Raw genomic sequence first — 12,113 nt, forward strand, 5'->3', positions numbered from 1 at the left:
AACCATTCATTCGGACAGCTTATGGGCGAAACTCAACAGTTCAATTGTGAGAACGGACCAATCCGGAACAACATTTCCGCTTCATGCGCCCCATCTAAAAACAGCTCCACCGGGAAACATTCGGTAACCCTGCAGCCTGTCTTCCAATCCCTCGCAAAACCTCGAAACAAGGATTCGGAAGGACGGTTGGACGGGGAAATGGTCGTTTCCAGAAAACGCACTCCGCGACATACATCCCTTGTCATCAGAAAACGTAACAAGGATTTTCCAATCCCTTTTCCCTGCTGCGTGTTTGCCACACCCACCTGCCAGACGAATATCGTGTCCGGCTTGCCGGGAGGCAGAAAAGCGGTGATAAATCCGCAGATTTTTCCATTGTATTCGGCAACCACACAGGTGTGAGGGAAGTATTTGCCCATCATTAAATAGGCATAGACCGAATTCACATCCAATACACCTGTTTCCTTTACAATGGTCCAAACGTCAGCTCCGTCCTGTTCGGTCATATTTCGGAACGTCAAGTGCATGGCCTTTAGAATCCATTTGTCCGAAAACGATTAAGGAACATCTGCAGCCGGGGACTTTTCGGATTTTCAAAAATCTGTTTGGGGGAGCCCTCCTCAACAATTTTGCCGCCGTCCGTAAACAAAATACGATCTGCCACATCACGCGCAAACTCCATTTCGTGTGTAATCAACAGCATCGCCATATCGCCTTCCGCCGCAATTTCTTTGATCACTGTCAACACCTCCCCAACCAATTCGGGATCCAAGGCAGATGTCGGTTCATCAAACAGCATCACTTTCGGCCGCATGACCAATGCTCTCGCAATCGCCACACGCTGTTTTTGACCACCCGACAGTTGGCCCGGATATTTGTCCAACTTATCCAACAGCCCGACTTTATCCAACATGATCTTGGCTCTCTCCACCGCCTCCTCTTTTGACAGACCGAGCACCCGAATGGGCGCTTCCGTCACGTTGCGCAAAATGGTCATATGCGGAAACAGGTTAAAATGTTGAAACACCATGCCAATGCTGCCTCGCACACGATGCAGATGTTTTTCGTCCGCCCGCGTCAGTCTGCCTTTTACTCTCTTGTGCCACAGCAGTTCTCCATCCACTTCAATCGTGCCGGCCGTCGGTTCTTCCAGCGTCATCAGCAAACGGGCGAGTGTTGTTTTGCCGGATCCGCTCGGACCGATCACCGCCACCTTTTCCCCCGGATAGATATCCAGATCGATTTCCTTTAGTACCTGCAGATCGCCATATGATTTGCTGATTTTCCGATAGCGGACAATCGGATTTCCCTCCACATTCTCATATCCCTCGTACAAACTGGACACATGGATCATGCTCATCCTCCCACTTCCTTTGCTTATTTTTGTTCAAGCCTCAATTCCATTCGGCGAACCCAAATGGCAGACAGATAACTTAACAGCAGGAACAGGAATCCGGCAATCGTGAACGCCTCCAGATAGCGAAACGACTGGGAACCGATCATTTTAGCGGTTTGCATCAGTTCTACTACCGTAATCGTAGAAAGAAGCGGCGTTTCTTTAAACATCGTGATCAGGTAATTGCCCAAAACCGGCACAACTGGCCGAATGGCCTGCGGTAAAATAATCCGCATCCATGTCTGTGATCTGGAAAAGTTCAACGCAATCGCCGCTTCCCATTGTCCGCGCGGCACATTTTCAATGCCGGCCCGGTACACTTCGGACAAATAGGTGCTGTAATGCAGACCCAATCCAATCACGCCCACTGTGAAGGCGGGTAACGAAATACCGTAAAACGGAAGCGCGAAATATAAGAAATACAATTGAATCAAAAGCGGCGTGCTGCGGATAAACTCGACCACCAAACCAGACGCCCATGCAATCGGCTTTCGCTTTGACCGGCGGCCAAAAGCCAACAGCATCCCTAACAAAGCGGCCAGTACGAAACCTGATAATGTGGCCTCAATGGTCACATCAACCACTTTCAACAACTTCGGCAAAATCGAATATGCAAACTCCCAATCCCACATCTTTTACACCCTCCCTGCGGAAACTCTCCGTTCCAACCAACGCACAACAAGAGTCAGGGAGTACGCAAGAACAAAGTAAATGACAAGAATAAGCCCCAATATCTCCGGCGTTCTGGCAATGTTTGCGGTTCGCATCAGCATACCGGTAAACGTCAAATCGGATAATGTGATCAGCGAAACAAGCGATGTGCCTTTTAAAAGTTCAATCAACAGATTTCCGAAAGCGGGCAGCATCAGAGTAAACGCTTGCGGGAGGATCACGCTCCGCATCCGCTGAAACGAGGTCAGGTTCAACGCGATTGCAGCTTCCGTCTGCCCTTTTGGAATCGCCTGAATCGAACTACGGACAATCTCCGAACCGTAAGCGCCATAGTTCAGTCCTAACGCCAGAACACCTGTTGTCATCGGCTCCAGTTCAATTCCCAATATTGGCAAAGCGAAAAACAGCCAAAACATTTGCACCAGCAATGAAGTACCCCGAAAAAATTCCACATATACGGCTGCAGCCATTCGCACCCATGCCCATTTTGACAAACGACACAACCCAGCGGTGAATGAAAGGAGCAAAGCTGCAACCGCAGAACAGGCCATTACTTGCAGAGTCACTTCTACCCCGTGCAGAAGGGGTGTAAACAGGTCAGTCGGAAAAATGGTTCTGCACCCCTTTCCTTATTTCAATAATTCTTCTGCCGTTTTACCGCCCGGCAGTTCCTGCTTGGTAAATCCGAACGGGCTTAGAATGTTCAGAAGTTCGCCTGAATCCTCCAGTTTTTTCAATTCCTCGTTATACGCTTGCCGGAAATCATCGTCCCCTTGGCGGAAAACGGCAGCCCCATAACCGCGTATACTTTTACCATCGATCACCGGCTGTTCGAAATCCATGACCCTCTCAATCGAAGGATCTTTCGCTGAATCCATCACTGCCTGCAAAGAAGGACCGGTCATTGTAATGGCGTTTACACGTCCGGCCTGCAGAGCGTTGATGGCAGAAGGCTGATCGGATACAATCACGATTTGGCTATCCGACACCCCGCTCTTTTTCAGATAATCGATCTCGATGGCGCCCCCCATTACACCAACTTTCACTTCTGAATTGGCGGCAATATCCTTATAACTGTGAAGATTCATCGGATTCCCCTTCTTAACGGCAATCGCTTCCCCAATACTGTATTCAGGATTGGCAAAATCGACCTGCTTCGCCCGCTCCGGCGTAATATACATACCCGCCGTAATGATGTCGAAACGTTTTGCTTTCAGCCCCGGAATCAACGACCCGAATTCGGTCAATACACCGTTTACTTCTTTGATCCCAAGGTTTTTCAGAACGGCGCGCGCGACCTCAACCGCTTCACCTGTCAATTTGCCGTCCGGGGCCGCATAGGCGTATGGTTTTTCGTTGGCAAAACCGACTGTCACATACCCCTGCCGTTTTGCTTTTTCAAACGCAGTTTCCTGTTTGCCGGAATCTTGCGCCGACCCGCTTGTGCTGCCGCCGCATCCTGCCAATAAAAGCCCGGCAGCCAGAACACCGGTCAACATCGCAGCCCATTTTGATTGCAAAGTTTTGCTTTTCATTTCATTTCTCCTTTCTGATCTCATCTCGCACATCCAGGCCATGCAACAAAAAAGACCGGTGCTGCTTTTTCACGGAACCGAAGTTCCAAGAAAAAGTCTGCACCGGTCTGACGCGCGCATCACCAAAAGATGAATACAACGACCGAATCCGCGACCTGGCAAAAGCGGCAGAAAAAGAAAATAGTCTGCATCCCGCCGATTTGCAATCTTGGATCTTCCCTGCGTTAGCTTACGAGGTTAGCTGTCGGGTAGGATGGCAGAGAAGTTTCTCACATCCCTCCTGGCATAGCCAGGATTAACCCCAGGAACTTGGTTCCCCCGCTTCCATACAATGGAATTCAGCCTGTTTGTTTAATAATAAATACGTTGAATGAATAAACCATTCATTTATTTGTTGTACTTATGATAACACATTCGATTTTTTCCATTCACCCCGGAAATATTCTGATTATTTCAGCTGAGACTGTCTCTCCCCATATCAGCCGGAATTATCAGTTATATCCAGACTTTTCCTCCCAAATCCTGCCCTGTCTGCTCCTCAAATCCGGTCATTCGCGATTGTCACCACCAATAACCTCCACCGTACCCGTACGGTGCTCCATACCCATAACCATAAGGCCTACCGAATCCATACGGTCTGCCGTACCCGTATCCGTATGGTGTGCCATACCCTCCATATGCGCCCAGCGAAAATAAAGTGGTAAGCGGAAGCAAGAAAGGCAGGAACACCGTTTCCGCATCCATCGCAGCCGGTCGATCCGCCGTTGTAAAGTCAACCTGGCTGTCTTTACGGTTCGCCGAAGCATGTACCGGGATCGGCTGCAGCAATATTCCTTTTCGGCTTACCCGTTGCACGATGCCATAATGTTTTTGGTGCCCTTTGCATTCCGCACATACAGGCTTCCCCAAAAATCGCAGCGCTTCTTGATAGGTAACCGCCAAATTGTTCTCTCCCTTCCTGTTATGGCTTCCTCTCATCGTACGGGAATGATCGCGGAAAAGCTCTCCGCAGACGCTCATTTTCCCCCTCCCTATCCGGCACAATACACAAACTGCCGTGGATCCATTCACGCATTTGAACGATTGGGACAGAAAAAAACATCCTCCCGTGAGAAATGCCCGTACCAAAAACTTCTGACTCTGAATGAAATAAAAAAAAGTCTGTCGGGGAGGTGAACTATGGTTTTCTATACGGCATTAGGAGATTCCATTACGGTAGGAAAAAGTGCCACCTCCCCTTTATACGGATATACGGAGCGCATCGCGAGCTATCTTCGACATCGAAACATTCCCGTTTCCGTACTTCGTCTCGCCCACTCCGGTTGGACCAGCCATGCGCTGTTAAATGCGGTTGTTAGCAATGACCCGCTTCCTTTGCAAAAGGCGACCACGATCAGCCTTTGGATTGGTGGCAACGATTTGATTTTACACGCGATCCGTTCACAGCGAATTACGCCCCAGACCGTCAGACGAGCCGCGGCCACGTACGAACAAAATGTCCATCAATTGATTGTCTATATCCGCAAATGGAGCACAGCCCCTATTGTGATTTGCACACAATATAATCCTTTTCCCAATACTCCGTTGGCTGTCGAAGCGGTTGGAATTTTAAACGAAGCCATTCATCTCGCGGCAGCCCGCCACCAACTACAAATCGCTCCAACCGATACCTGGTTTTCCGGAAACGAACCGCAACTGATCGCCGGTTATCGAACAGGTCGGCTGGAAGATCTGTATCGCCGAATTCCGTTTGGTCCCTATCCGATCCACCCAAACAATCAAGGCCATCTTTTGATTGCCCAAAATCTGCTGCCTTATATGCAGTGAAAATCCCCTGCCGATGTAGGTCAGGGGATCTCCTTATTTCAGACTGGTTTTGATACGCTTGGTCACATTATCGATATGTTCGTACATACGGTGGCTGGCCCGTTCCGCGTTGCCGCTCTCAATTTCCCGGTAAATATAAATATGTTCCTGGATCAGGTCGCGCGGGGAACCCGAAATCGAACGGGAACGCAGCATTGCACTTTCCATCGTCGGCGCGATCGTGCGAATCAGTGAATACAGCATCGAATTGCCTGCCGCTTTGGCGATTGCCAAATGAAAACGAAAATCTGCCTCGACACTTTCTTTTTCCGACTCCTGATGTGCAGCCATGATATCAAGCGCCTGCCGCATGTCTTCCAAATCGCTTTCCGTTCGATTCAGCGCAGACAATTCTGCTGCCCCAACCTCCAAAATCTTGCGCACTTCCAGCAACTCGAGCAAATCCTTGCCTTTCAAAAGAGCAATATTCATCGGTTCCTGAAAATTCTTCAGGTCGATACTCCGGATGAAAGACCCTTCGCCATGCCGAATCTCGATAAGTCCCTTCGCCTGTAAAGCGGAAAATGCCTCCCGTACAGTGGCCCGTCCCACACTCAGCATTTCCGAGATTTCCAGTAATGTTGGCAGCTTGTCGCCTGGTTTGTACACGCCCTGCAAAATCTGTTTTTGGATATAGTCCGCTACTTGTTCATACGCTTTTTGCGTCTTCAGCTTCTGCATGTTTCCACCCCGTTACGCGAGGTTATTCGATAGCTTCACTATATCACATTTGACAGCTGCGGTCACCGCTTGCTGAGATCCGACTCCGTCATGTGGATCAGTTCAACCGATTTATTTGTCGCTGGCACAGCAATCAAATCAAAAGGTGTGACAATGATTTGTGGGTACATGAAACCAGGTTTCGGATTTGCAAGGGTGACATCCAGCCGGATTTTTTGATCTGTTTCCAACGCTTGACGAATCACGACTTGATAGCCGGGGTTTGGCATTTCGCCCCGTGAAACGAGGATGTACGTTTTGCCGTCAACCGTTTTGGAATAAAGACCAGCCGCCGATTTCACTTGGTTGACCCATTCCTTCACAGCAGTTCCTGCCGTTGCCAGATCGACTTTTTCCGCCTGTATCGCTTTTCCTCCCGTTTCACTCGAGATGCGATCCATAACCCGCTCGATCAGGGCGGCTGTTTCCGCTCTCGTCAAATAATCGTCAGGACGGAACGAACCGCTATCCCCCAGCATGATGCCCAAATGATACAGTTGAGAAATGGCCTGTTGCTCTTCTTTCGTCAATCCGTTCGTATCGGTAAACGGCGCATTCAGACCGCCCGCAATACCTGTATTCATCGGCGGAAGAATATGGGACAGCCAAACGGCCGCCTGTTTTCTTGTCACAAAGAGGCCCGACCCGGTCTGGTCCTCTACAGGCATTCCCGTTACACGCAACAACAAACCGAAGAACTGTTCTTTCGTAACAAAATCATCCGGCGCAAACCTGCCGTCTCCGACTCCATGCAAAATGCCCGCTTGCTGAAGTCTGGTAATGCAAGACGCCGCCCAGTGGGATTCAATATCGGTAAAAACCGGCTGCGCCTGCGCCGTCCCGATGCTTCCCGCCACAAGCCCGGCCATAAAGGATACAACCACCTGTTTTCTCATGCAAATCCCTCCATTCCAGAGAAAAGGAGCTCACCTTATACTTTACGGTTTACTCGATTAGACGTAATGGAATGGAAATCAGTTACACGTTACTTTGCCCGATGTGTCGGCAGAAGTTTGTCCAGGTTTACCGTACGTTTTTTTTGCCAAGTAGCCGGGTTATCCGGATCAAACTGTTCCAGCCAATCCGTCACTTCTTTCGTAATGGGAGTTGGCGTGGACGCACCTGATGTGACCCCCACCACTTTTTTACCGATCAGCCACTGCGGATCGATTTCTGTCACATCCGCCACCCGATAGGCAGGCACTCCAGCCAGTTCCTGCGCCACTTGGGCCAGACGGTTTGAATTGTTGCTGCGGGGATCGCCTACTACAATGACCAAATCGGTGTTTGTCGCCTGCTCTGCCACCGCCTCCTGGCGAATCTGTGTAGCAAGGCAGATTTCATTGTGAATTTCCGCCTGCGGATAGATCTCCAAAATCTTGTTCATCAACTCTTTGACATCCCACTGACTCATCGTCGTTTGGTTCGTGACCAGGATTTTGCGGCCTTTGATAGGGATGGCCGAAAGATCTTCAATTCGTTCCACCAGATGCACATGATCCGGCGCAACGCCAATCGCTCCCTCAGGCTCGGGATGACCTTGCTTTCCGATATACAGCACCTCATAACCGTTCGCCGTTTTTTCACGGATGAGGTCATGTGTTTTGGTTACATCCGGACAAGTCGCATCCACGATGGTAAGTCCTTTTTCGACTGCCCGCCGCCGCACTTCCGGTGAAACTCCGTGTGCGGTGAACACGACCGTGCCTGTTTCGATCCCTTCTAACAAATCCAGGCGGTTTTTGCCGTCTAAGGTGATAATCCCTTGTTTTTCGAATGCCTCCACCACATGGCGGTTGTGTACAATCATGCCGAGTATATAAATGGGGCGCGGCAAATTAAGGTCCTTGACCGCCTGCTGGGCAAGCACCATGGCATCAACGACCCCGTAACAATATCCTCTTGGCGTAATTTTTAAGATTTCCATTAAAAAAGACCTCCCTGAATAAAATCAGGCAGGTCTAGTATACCATACATTACGATAATGCTTCCTTCAGTTGCCCTTCTCCGTGATAGCCGACCATTGTTTTTTGCAATTGGCCATTTTCAAAAATGAGCAGTGTGGGAATACTCATAATTCCAAACCGCTGAGCCAGTTCCGCTTCATCATCCACATTGACTTTTGTAAACGTAACATCCGGCATCTCTTCTGCAAGCTTTTCGACAACCGGCGTCTGCATACGGCAAGGACCGCACCACGTGGCCCAAAAATCGACCAGTACTTTTCCCTGCCGGATGGTTTCCTCAAATGTATCTTTCGTTAACGATTTAACGTTTGCCATAGCTTCCACCCCTTTTTTAATTGTATGTTCAGTATATATTCGGTAATATCGAATTTCTGTGATTTAGTTTACAATTGAGACAGGAACGGGCAGACTGAATCGTATGTTTTACTCTTCAGGAAAAAGGTGCACATCATCCATATGAAAAATATTGATTGGCAGTTTTATCTTACCCTTGTTTATTTTCTATGGTTTACGATGATTGCCGTTTTGCTGGTGATGGAAAAGCGAAATCCGTCCAAAACGTTGGCATGGTTGATGGTGTTGGCTGCTTTCCCGGTTGTGGGATTTCTCTTTTATTTGATGTTTGGGCAGAAATATCGAAAACATCGCAGATTGCAATCGAAAACCCTGCCGGAGGAGTTTTCACAAGCGCTTCATATGCATGCGGCCCGTCATGTCAAACGGACAGATGAACTGGCGGCAGGTACTACCAACCAAAAAAAATGGATGCGTTTGCTGTTTGCTAATTCCCATTCGCCGATTACAGAGAATAATCGGATTGAACTATATGCGGACAGCAAGCAAGCGTTCGCATCGATATTAAGTGCCTTGCGGCAGGCCCAGTCGCATATTCATTTGGAATATTACATCCTGAAAAATGATCAGATTGGCACCGAAGTGCAAAAAATTCTGATTGAAAAAGCGCGGCAAGGCGTTCATGTGCGGGTGATCTATGACGGAATAGGAAGCCGTAAACTAAAACCGTCATATATAAAAAATCTGCAGCAAGCAGGTGTTCAAATCACTTCTTTTTTGCCAGTCTACTTTCCCTGGTTAACGAGCCGGATCAATTTTCGCAACCACCGAAAACTGATCGTCATCGATGGCAAAATCGGTTTTACAGGCGGGTTAAACATCGGAGACGAATATCTTGGCAAAGGTCCGCTTGGACATTGGCAGGATACGCATATTCGGCTCGAAGGCGAATCGGTCTATTATTTGCAGCTTATTTTTCTGCGGGACTGGTATGTAGCCTACAACGAATATATTTCGGAAGCCGAATATTTTCCGCAGCAGGACTCATTCGGAAAAATTCCCATTCAGATTGCGGCCAGCGGCCCTGACTCCGATTGGGAAGCGATCTGGCAGGCGCATTTTAGCATGTTCGCATCTGCACGCCGAAAAATCTATATTGTGACTCCCTATCTGATCCCGGATGAAAGTATTTTGATGGGATTGAAAACGTCCGCCTTAAGCGGTCTTGACGTGCGCATTATCCTTCCGGCCAAACCGGACTATTATATCGTTCATTTGGCCACCCGGTCTTATTTTGAGGAACTGCTGCGGGCCGGTGTGCGAATTTATGAGTACCAAAACGGATTTATCCATGCCAAAACGATTGCCGTCGATGGAGAAGCAGCTTCTGTAGGCACGGCCAATCTGGATGTTCGCAGTTTTCAATATAATTTTGAAGTGAATGCGTTGATCTACGAACCGGCTGTGGTAAGCCAATTGGAGCAGATTATGCAGCAGCACATGGCAGACAGCCGGGAGATTACACTGGATGATTACTTGGCCAATCGCAAGATCATCAGTAAATTTTTGGAATCGTCCGCGCGCCTGCTTTCACCTTTGTTATAAAGCGAACGATAACTGCTCCGGGGAACGTGTGTCACTCAAAAAATCGGATTCATCATGAGCAGCGGCCGACAGCTGCGTTTTCCCGTAGCCATACTGCTCCAAAAGCGGATTCAATTTTTCGCGAAATGATTTGGCGTACCGTTCATCCACATAAGTGCCCGCATAAAGCGAACGGTACAGAGGAACCCGATCGGGGAAACAGTTCTGCAACTGTGCAAAAAACCATGTTTTGACTTCCGGTTTCAATCGCAGCAAAGAAACCGAGATAAACGAAGCATCCGCTTTCCTCGCGGATTGCAGCAGCGATTCCAAGACGGTCTGTTCATCTGTGAGAAAAGGCAGGACGGGCGCAATAAAAACACCCGTATCAATGCCAGCTGCCCGCAGTTTGCCAACCGTATCAAAACGTTCTTTCGGATGCGGAGATTCCGGTTCGATCGCCCGCCAGACGTTTACATCCAACGTATTGACTGAAATGTTGACCGAACAGCGGGTATAGCGGTTCAGTTCCTGCAATAGATCGATATCCCGCAGCACCAGAGGCGAACGTGTTGTAACAGTTGCTGGAATACGGTACAACGCCAAAACTTCCAAAATTCCACGTGTAATTCGCTGCTGTTTCTCAAGCGGTTGATAAGGGTCTGTGGCCGTACCGATAGCTACCGAGCCGCCTTTCCATTTTCCTTTCGACAGCTCTCTCCGCAAAACAGCCGGTGCATCCTCTTTTACAAACAAATGCGTTCGAAACGTGTCGTCCGCTCGCATTCCAATGTAGGAATGGGTGCCGCGCGCGTAGCAAAACGCACAGCCGTGTGCACACCCGCGATACGGATTAATCGACCAGACAAACGGCATAACGGGCGTTGTTACCCGATTCAGCACCGTTTTGCTTTTCATTCGGAGTATGTGTCGTTTTATCATAAAGTCGCCCCCAAATCAGATTGCGCCAACCTTGATTGCCTCCAGGCTCCATCGGCCTCATTCCTGTAAAAAAACGCGAATATTCGTTCGCAATATCCATTATACCACACATACGTTCGCATGTGATCAAGATCACATAGAATGCTTGAAGGTTTGTTATTCTTGATTTACAGGGGGAATTTATATTTCGCGAGGGGGAATCGTCAGACACTCTGTACCTTATCAGCCAGGGTGTAGTGAAACTCACCAAACTGTCTCCTGCCGGAAAGGAGCAAATCATACGCTTTCTGTTCCGGGAGATTTTTTCGGGCATTTTTCTTTTCTGCAGGAAAAAAACCACTATGCAAACGCAGAAACACTTGAGAACGCCACTGTTTCTCTGATTCACAAAAGGGACTTCAAGTCTGTTCTGGAAACCAACCCTGACACGACCTACCGCTTTCTGCTGGCTATGAGCGAGAAACTATACCAGTCCGATGAATGGATTGGCGCCCTCAGCCGAAAACTTGCCCATTTTGAAACATTGAAACTTCTGAAAATGGATGATCGAAAGAAAATGCGAATCCTCGATCCGGCCGGGTTAAGTCAACTCGCCAAAAAGTTAAGGGCCACTCTGAAACGCCTATCCCGCCCCATTTCAATAGAACGTGACCTCGTATTCGCAATGCTCATCTCCATTCACATTGCATTTCACTTCCCAGACTGTAACCTGCTTACCCGGAATTTTTCTGAGCGCTCCCTCCATGATGGAGCCTTCCAGATCGCAAACCATCTTTCCTTCGAATACAGGCAACCCCTCACAAGACCAATCTTCGACGTCAATTCTCACACCGTTGGCATCCTGACGAATGATCTTTTATGAAGTCCTCAATCGAACTTACGGGCATATTTTCGCCGATTGTACGCCCTACGGTAGCGGTGGTGGCTTTCCCGCCCATAGGCAGGCCCTGATACATGCCAATCAAACGAATGGCCCGAAATAGTTCGAGCGGGACTTGATTTCCCAACTTGCTTCGTTTGACTTGTTTCATATCTTTAAATGTAAACTCTGCCATACGGTTCTCCTCCCTGTCGCTGTTTGATTATCCCTCCTTCACTGTCCCTCATTCGGCTGATTGATGAATTGACGCAGATCAA

Annotated in this window: 16 protein-coding genes and 1 riboswitch; of the genes, 3 read left to right on the forward strand and 13 right to left on the reverse strand. The window is 48.7% G+C overall.

Annotated elements, in window-relative coordinates; all coding sequences use genetic code 11:
• Positions 1–32 precede the first annotated feature (32 nt).
• The 6 genes from ectA to skT53_RS08720 all read right to left on the reverse strand — a co-directional run bounded on the left by ectA (position 33) and on the right by skT53_RS08720 (position 4,623).
• Positions 33–527, reverse strand: a complete 495-nt coding sequence (ectA, locus tag skT53_RS08695) for a diaminobutyrate acetyltransferase (protein ID WP_200760681.1) — start codon at positions 525–527, stop codon at positions 33–35.
• A gap of 5 nt (positions 528–532) precedes the next feature.
• Positions 533–1,354: an ectoine/hydroxyectoine ABC transporter ATP-binding protein EhuA gene (gene ehuA / locus skT53_RS08700; RefSeq protein ID WP_318978603.1), complete on the reverse strand. Its 822-nt coding sequence runs from the start codon at positions 1,352–1,354 to the stop codon at positions 533–535.
• A 23-nt stretch (positions 1,355–1,377) separates the two neighbouring features.
• Positions 1,378–2,028: an ectoine/hydroxyectoine ABC transporter permease subunit EhuD gene (gene ehuD, locus skT53_RS08705; RefSeq protein WP_200760682.1), complete on the reverse strand. Its 651-nt coding sequence runs from the start codon at positions 2,026–2,028 to the stop codon at positions 1,378–1,380.
• 3 nt (positions 2,029–2,031) lie between these two features.
• Positions 2,032–2,664, reverse strand: a complete 633-nt coding sequence (ehuC, locus tag skT53_RS08710; RefSeq protein WP_200760925.1) for an ectoine/hydroxyectoine ABC transporter permease subunit EhuC — start codon at positions 2,662–2,664, stop codon at positions 2,032–2,034.
• 33 nt (positions 2,665–2,697) lie between these two features.
• Positions 2,698–3,603: an ectoine/hydroxyectoine ABC transporter substrate-binding protein EhuB gene (gene ehuB, locus skT53_RS08715; RefSeq protein ID WP_226375383.1), complete on the reverse strand. Its 906-nt coding sequence runs from the start codon at positions 3,601–3,603 to the stop codon at positions 2,698–2,700.
• 210 nt (positions 3,604–3,813) lie between these two features.
• Positions 3,814–3,957, reverse strand: a riboswitch (cyclic di-AMP (ydaO/yuaA leader).
• Between the two features lie 207 nt (positions 3,958–4,164).
• Positions 4,165–4,623 carry a hypothetical protein gene (locus skT53_RS08720; RefSeq protein WP_200760683.1) on the reverse strand — a complete coding sequence of 153 codons (459 nt, stop codon included), beginning with the start codon at positions 4,621–4,623 and terminating at the stop codon, positions 4,165–4,167.
• Between the two features lie 159 nt (positions 4,624–4,782).
• Here skT53_RS08720 and skT53_RS08725 point away from each other — a divergent pair, with 159 nt between their 5' ends.
• The gene (locus skT53_RS08725; protein WP_200760684.1) at positions 4,783–5,430 is read left to right on the forward strand and encodes an SGNH/GDSL hydrolase family protein; all 648 of its coding nucleotides are present in this window, start codon (positions 4,783–4,785) and stop codon (positions 5,428–5,430) included.
• Positions 5,431–5,463: 33 nt separating this feature from the next.
• Here the strand turns inward: skT53_RS08725 and skT53_RS08730 are convergent, their stop codons facing one another.
• The 4 genes from skT53_RS08730 to trxA all read right to left on the reverse strand — a co-directional run bounded on the left by skT53_RS08730 (position 5,464) and on the right by trxA (position 8,471).
• Positions 5,464–6,150, reverse strand: coding sequence for a FadR/GntR family transcriptional regulator (locus skT53_RS08730; RefSeq protein ID WP_200760685.1), 687 nt, complete (start codon positions 6,148–6,150; stop codon positions 5,464–5,466).
• A gap of 62 nt (positions 6,151–6,212) precedes the next feature.
• Positions 6,213–7,085 (reverse strand): S-layer homology domain-containing protein, encoded by an 873-nt coding sequence (locus skT53_RS08735; RefSeq protein WP_200760686.1) that lies wholly within the window; start codon positions 7,083–7,085, stop codon positions 6,213–6,215.
• Positions 7,086–7,174: 89 nt separating this feature from the next.
• The gene (locus tag skT53_RS08740) at positions 7,175–8,116 is read right to left on the reverse strand and encodes a 4-hydroxy-3-methylbut-2-enyl diphosphate reductase (RefSeq protein ID WP_200760687.1); all 942 of its coding nucleotides are present in this window, start codon (positions 8,114–8,116) and stop codon (positions 7,175–7,177) included.
• Between the two features lie 49 nt (positions 8,117–8,165).
• Entirely contained in the window at positions 8,166–8,471 is a 306-nt protein-coding gene (gene trxA / locus skT53_RS08745; protein WP_200760688.1) for a thioredoxin, read from the reverse strand.
• A 141-nt stretch (positions 8,472–8,612) separates the two neighbouring features.
• On the opposite strand from trxA, the gene cls reads away from it, so the two are divergent.
• Entirely contained in the window at positions 8,613–10,055 is a 1,443-nt protein-coding gene (gene cls / locus skT53_RS08750; RefSeq protein WP_200760689.1) for a cardiolipin synthase, read from the forward strand.
• Here cls and skT53_RS08755 read toward each other — a convergent pair.
• Complete coding sequence (locus skT53_RS08755; RefSeq protein WP_200760690.1) at positions 10,050–10,976, reverse strand: SPL family radical SAM protein; 927 nt, start codon at positions 10,974–10,976, stop codon at positions 10,050–10,052. The genes cls and skT53_RS08755 overlap by 6 nt on opposite strands.
• A 221-nt stretch (positions 10,977–11,197) precedes the next feature.
• On the opposite strand from skT53_RS08755, the gene skT53_RS19160 reads away from it, so the two are divergent.
• Complete coding sequence (locus tag skT53_RS19160; RefSeq protein ID WP_404828961.1) at positions 11,198–11,359, forward strand: hypothetical protein; 162 nt, start codon at positions 11,198–11,200, stop codon at positions 11,357–11,359.
• A gap of 254 nt (positions 11,360–11,613) precedes the next feature.
• Here the strand turns inward: skT53_RS19160 and skT53_RS18515 are convergent, their stop codons facing one another.
• Positions 11,614–11,805: a 4-vinyl reductase gene (locus skT53_RS18515; RefSeq protein ID WP_226375384.1), complete on the reverse strand. Its 192-nt coding sequence runs from the start codon at positions 11,803–11,805 to the stop codon at positions 11,614–11,616.
• Positions 11,795–12,031 (reverse strand): hypothetical protein, encoded by a 237-nt coding sequence (locus skT53_RS18520; RefSeq protein ID WP_226375385.1) that lies wholly within the window; start codon positions 12,029–12,031, stop codon positions 11,795–11,797. Before skT53_RS18520 ends, skT53_RS18515 begins: the two co-directional genes overlap by 11 nt.
• Between the last annotated feature and the right edge of the window lie 82 nt (positions 12,032–12,113).

The sequence above is a fragment of the Effusibacillus dendaii genome (assembly GCF_015097055.1).
GTDB lineage: Bacteria > Bacillota > Bacilli > Tumebacillales > Effusibacillaceae > Effusibacillus > Effusibacillus dendaii.

Excerpts from the sequence above, each read along its gene's own strand:
- ectA (WP_200760681.1), bottom strand. The coding sequence starts at position 527 with ATGCACTTGACGTTCCGAAATATGACCGAACAGGACGGAGCTGACGTT.
- ehuA (WP_318978603.1), bottom strand. The coding sequence starts at position 1,354 with ATGATCCATGTGTCCAGTTTGTACGAGGGATATGAGAATGTGGAGGGA.
- ehuD (WP_200760682.1), bottom strand. The coding sequence starts at position 2,028 with ATGTGGGATTGGGAGTTTGCATATTCGATTTTGCCGAAGTTGTTGAAA.
- ehuB (WP_226375383.1), bottom strand. The coding sequence starts at position 3,603 with ATGAAAAGCAAAACTTTGCAATCAAAATGGGCTGCGATGTTGACCGGT.
- skT53_RS08720 (WP_200760683.1), bottom strand. The coding sequence starts at position 4,623 with ATGAGCGTCTGCGGAGAGCTTTTCCGCGATCATTCCCGTACGATGAGA.
- skT53_RS08725 (WP_200760684.1), top strand. The coding sequence starts at position 4,783 with ATGGTTTTCTATACGGCATTAGGAGATTCCATTACGGTAGGAAAAAGT.
- skT53_RS08730 (WP_200760685.1), bottom strand. The coding sequence starts at position 6,150 with ATGCAGAAGCTGAAGACGCAAAAAGCGTATGAACAAGTAGCGGACTAT.
- skT53_RS08735 (WP_200760686.1), bottom strand. The coding sequence starts at position 7,085 with ATGAGAAAACAGGTGGTTGTATCCTTTATGGCCGGGCTTGTGGCGGGA.
- skT53_RS08740 (WP_200760687.1), bottom strand. The coding sequence starts at position 8,116 with ATGGAAATCTTAAAAATTACGCCAAGAGGATATTGTTACGGGGTCGTT.
- trxA (WP_200760688.1), bottom strand. The coding sequence starts at position 8,471 with ATGGCAAACGTTAAATCGTTAACGAAAGATACATTTGAGGAAACCATC.
- cls (WP_200760689.1), top strand. The coding sequence starts at position 8,613 with ATGAAAAATATTGATTGGCAGTTTTATCTTACCCTTGTTTATTTTCTA.
- skT53_RS08755 (WP_200760690.1), bottom strand. The coding sequence starts at position 10,976 with ATGATAAAACGACACATACTCCGAATGAAAAGCAAAACGGTGCTGAAT.
- skT53_RS18520 (WP_226375385.1), bottom strand. The coding sequence starts at position 12,031 with ATGGCAGAGTTTACATTTAAAGATATGAAACAAGTCAAACGAAGCAAG.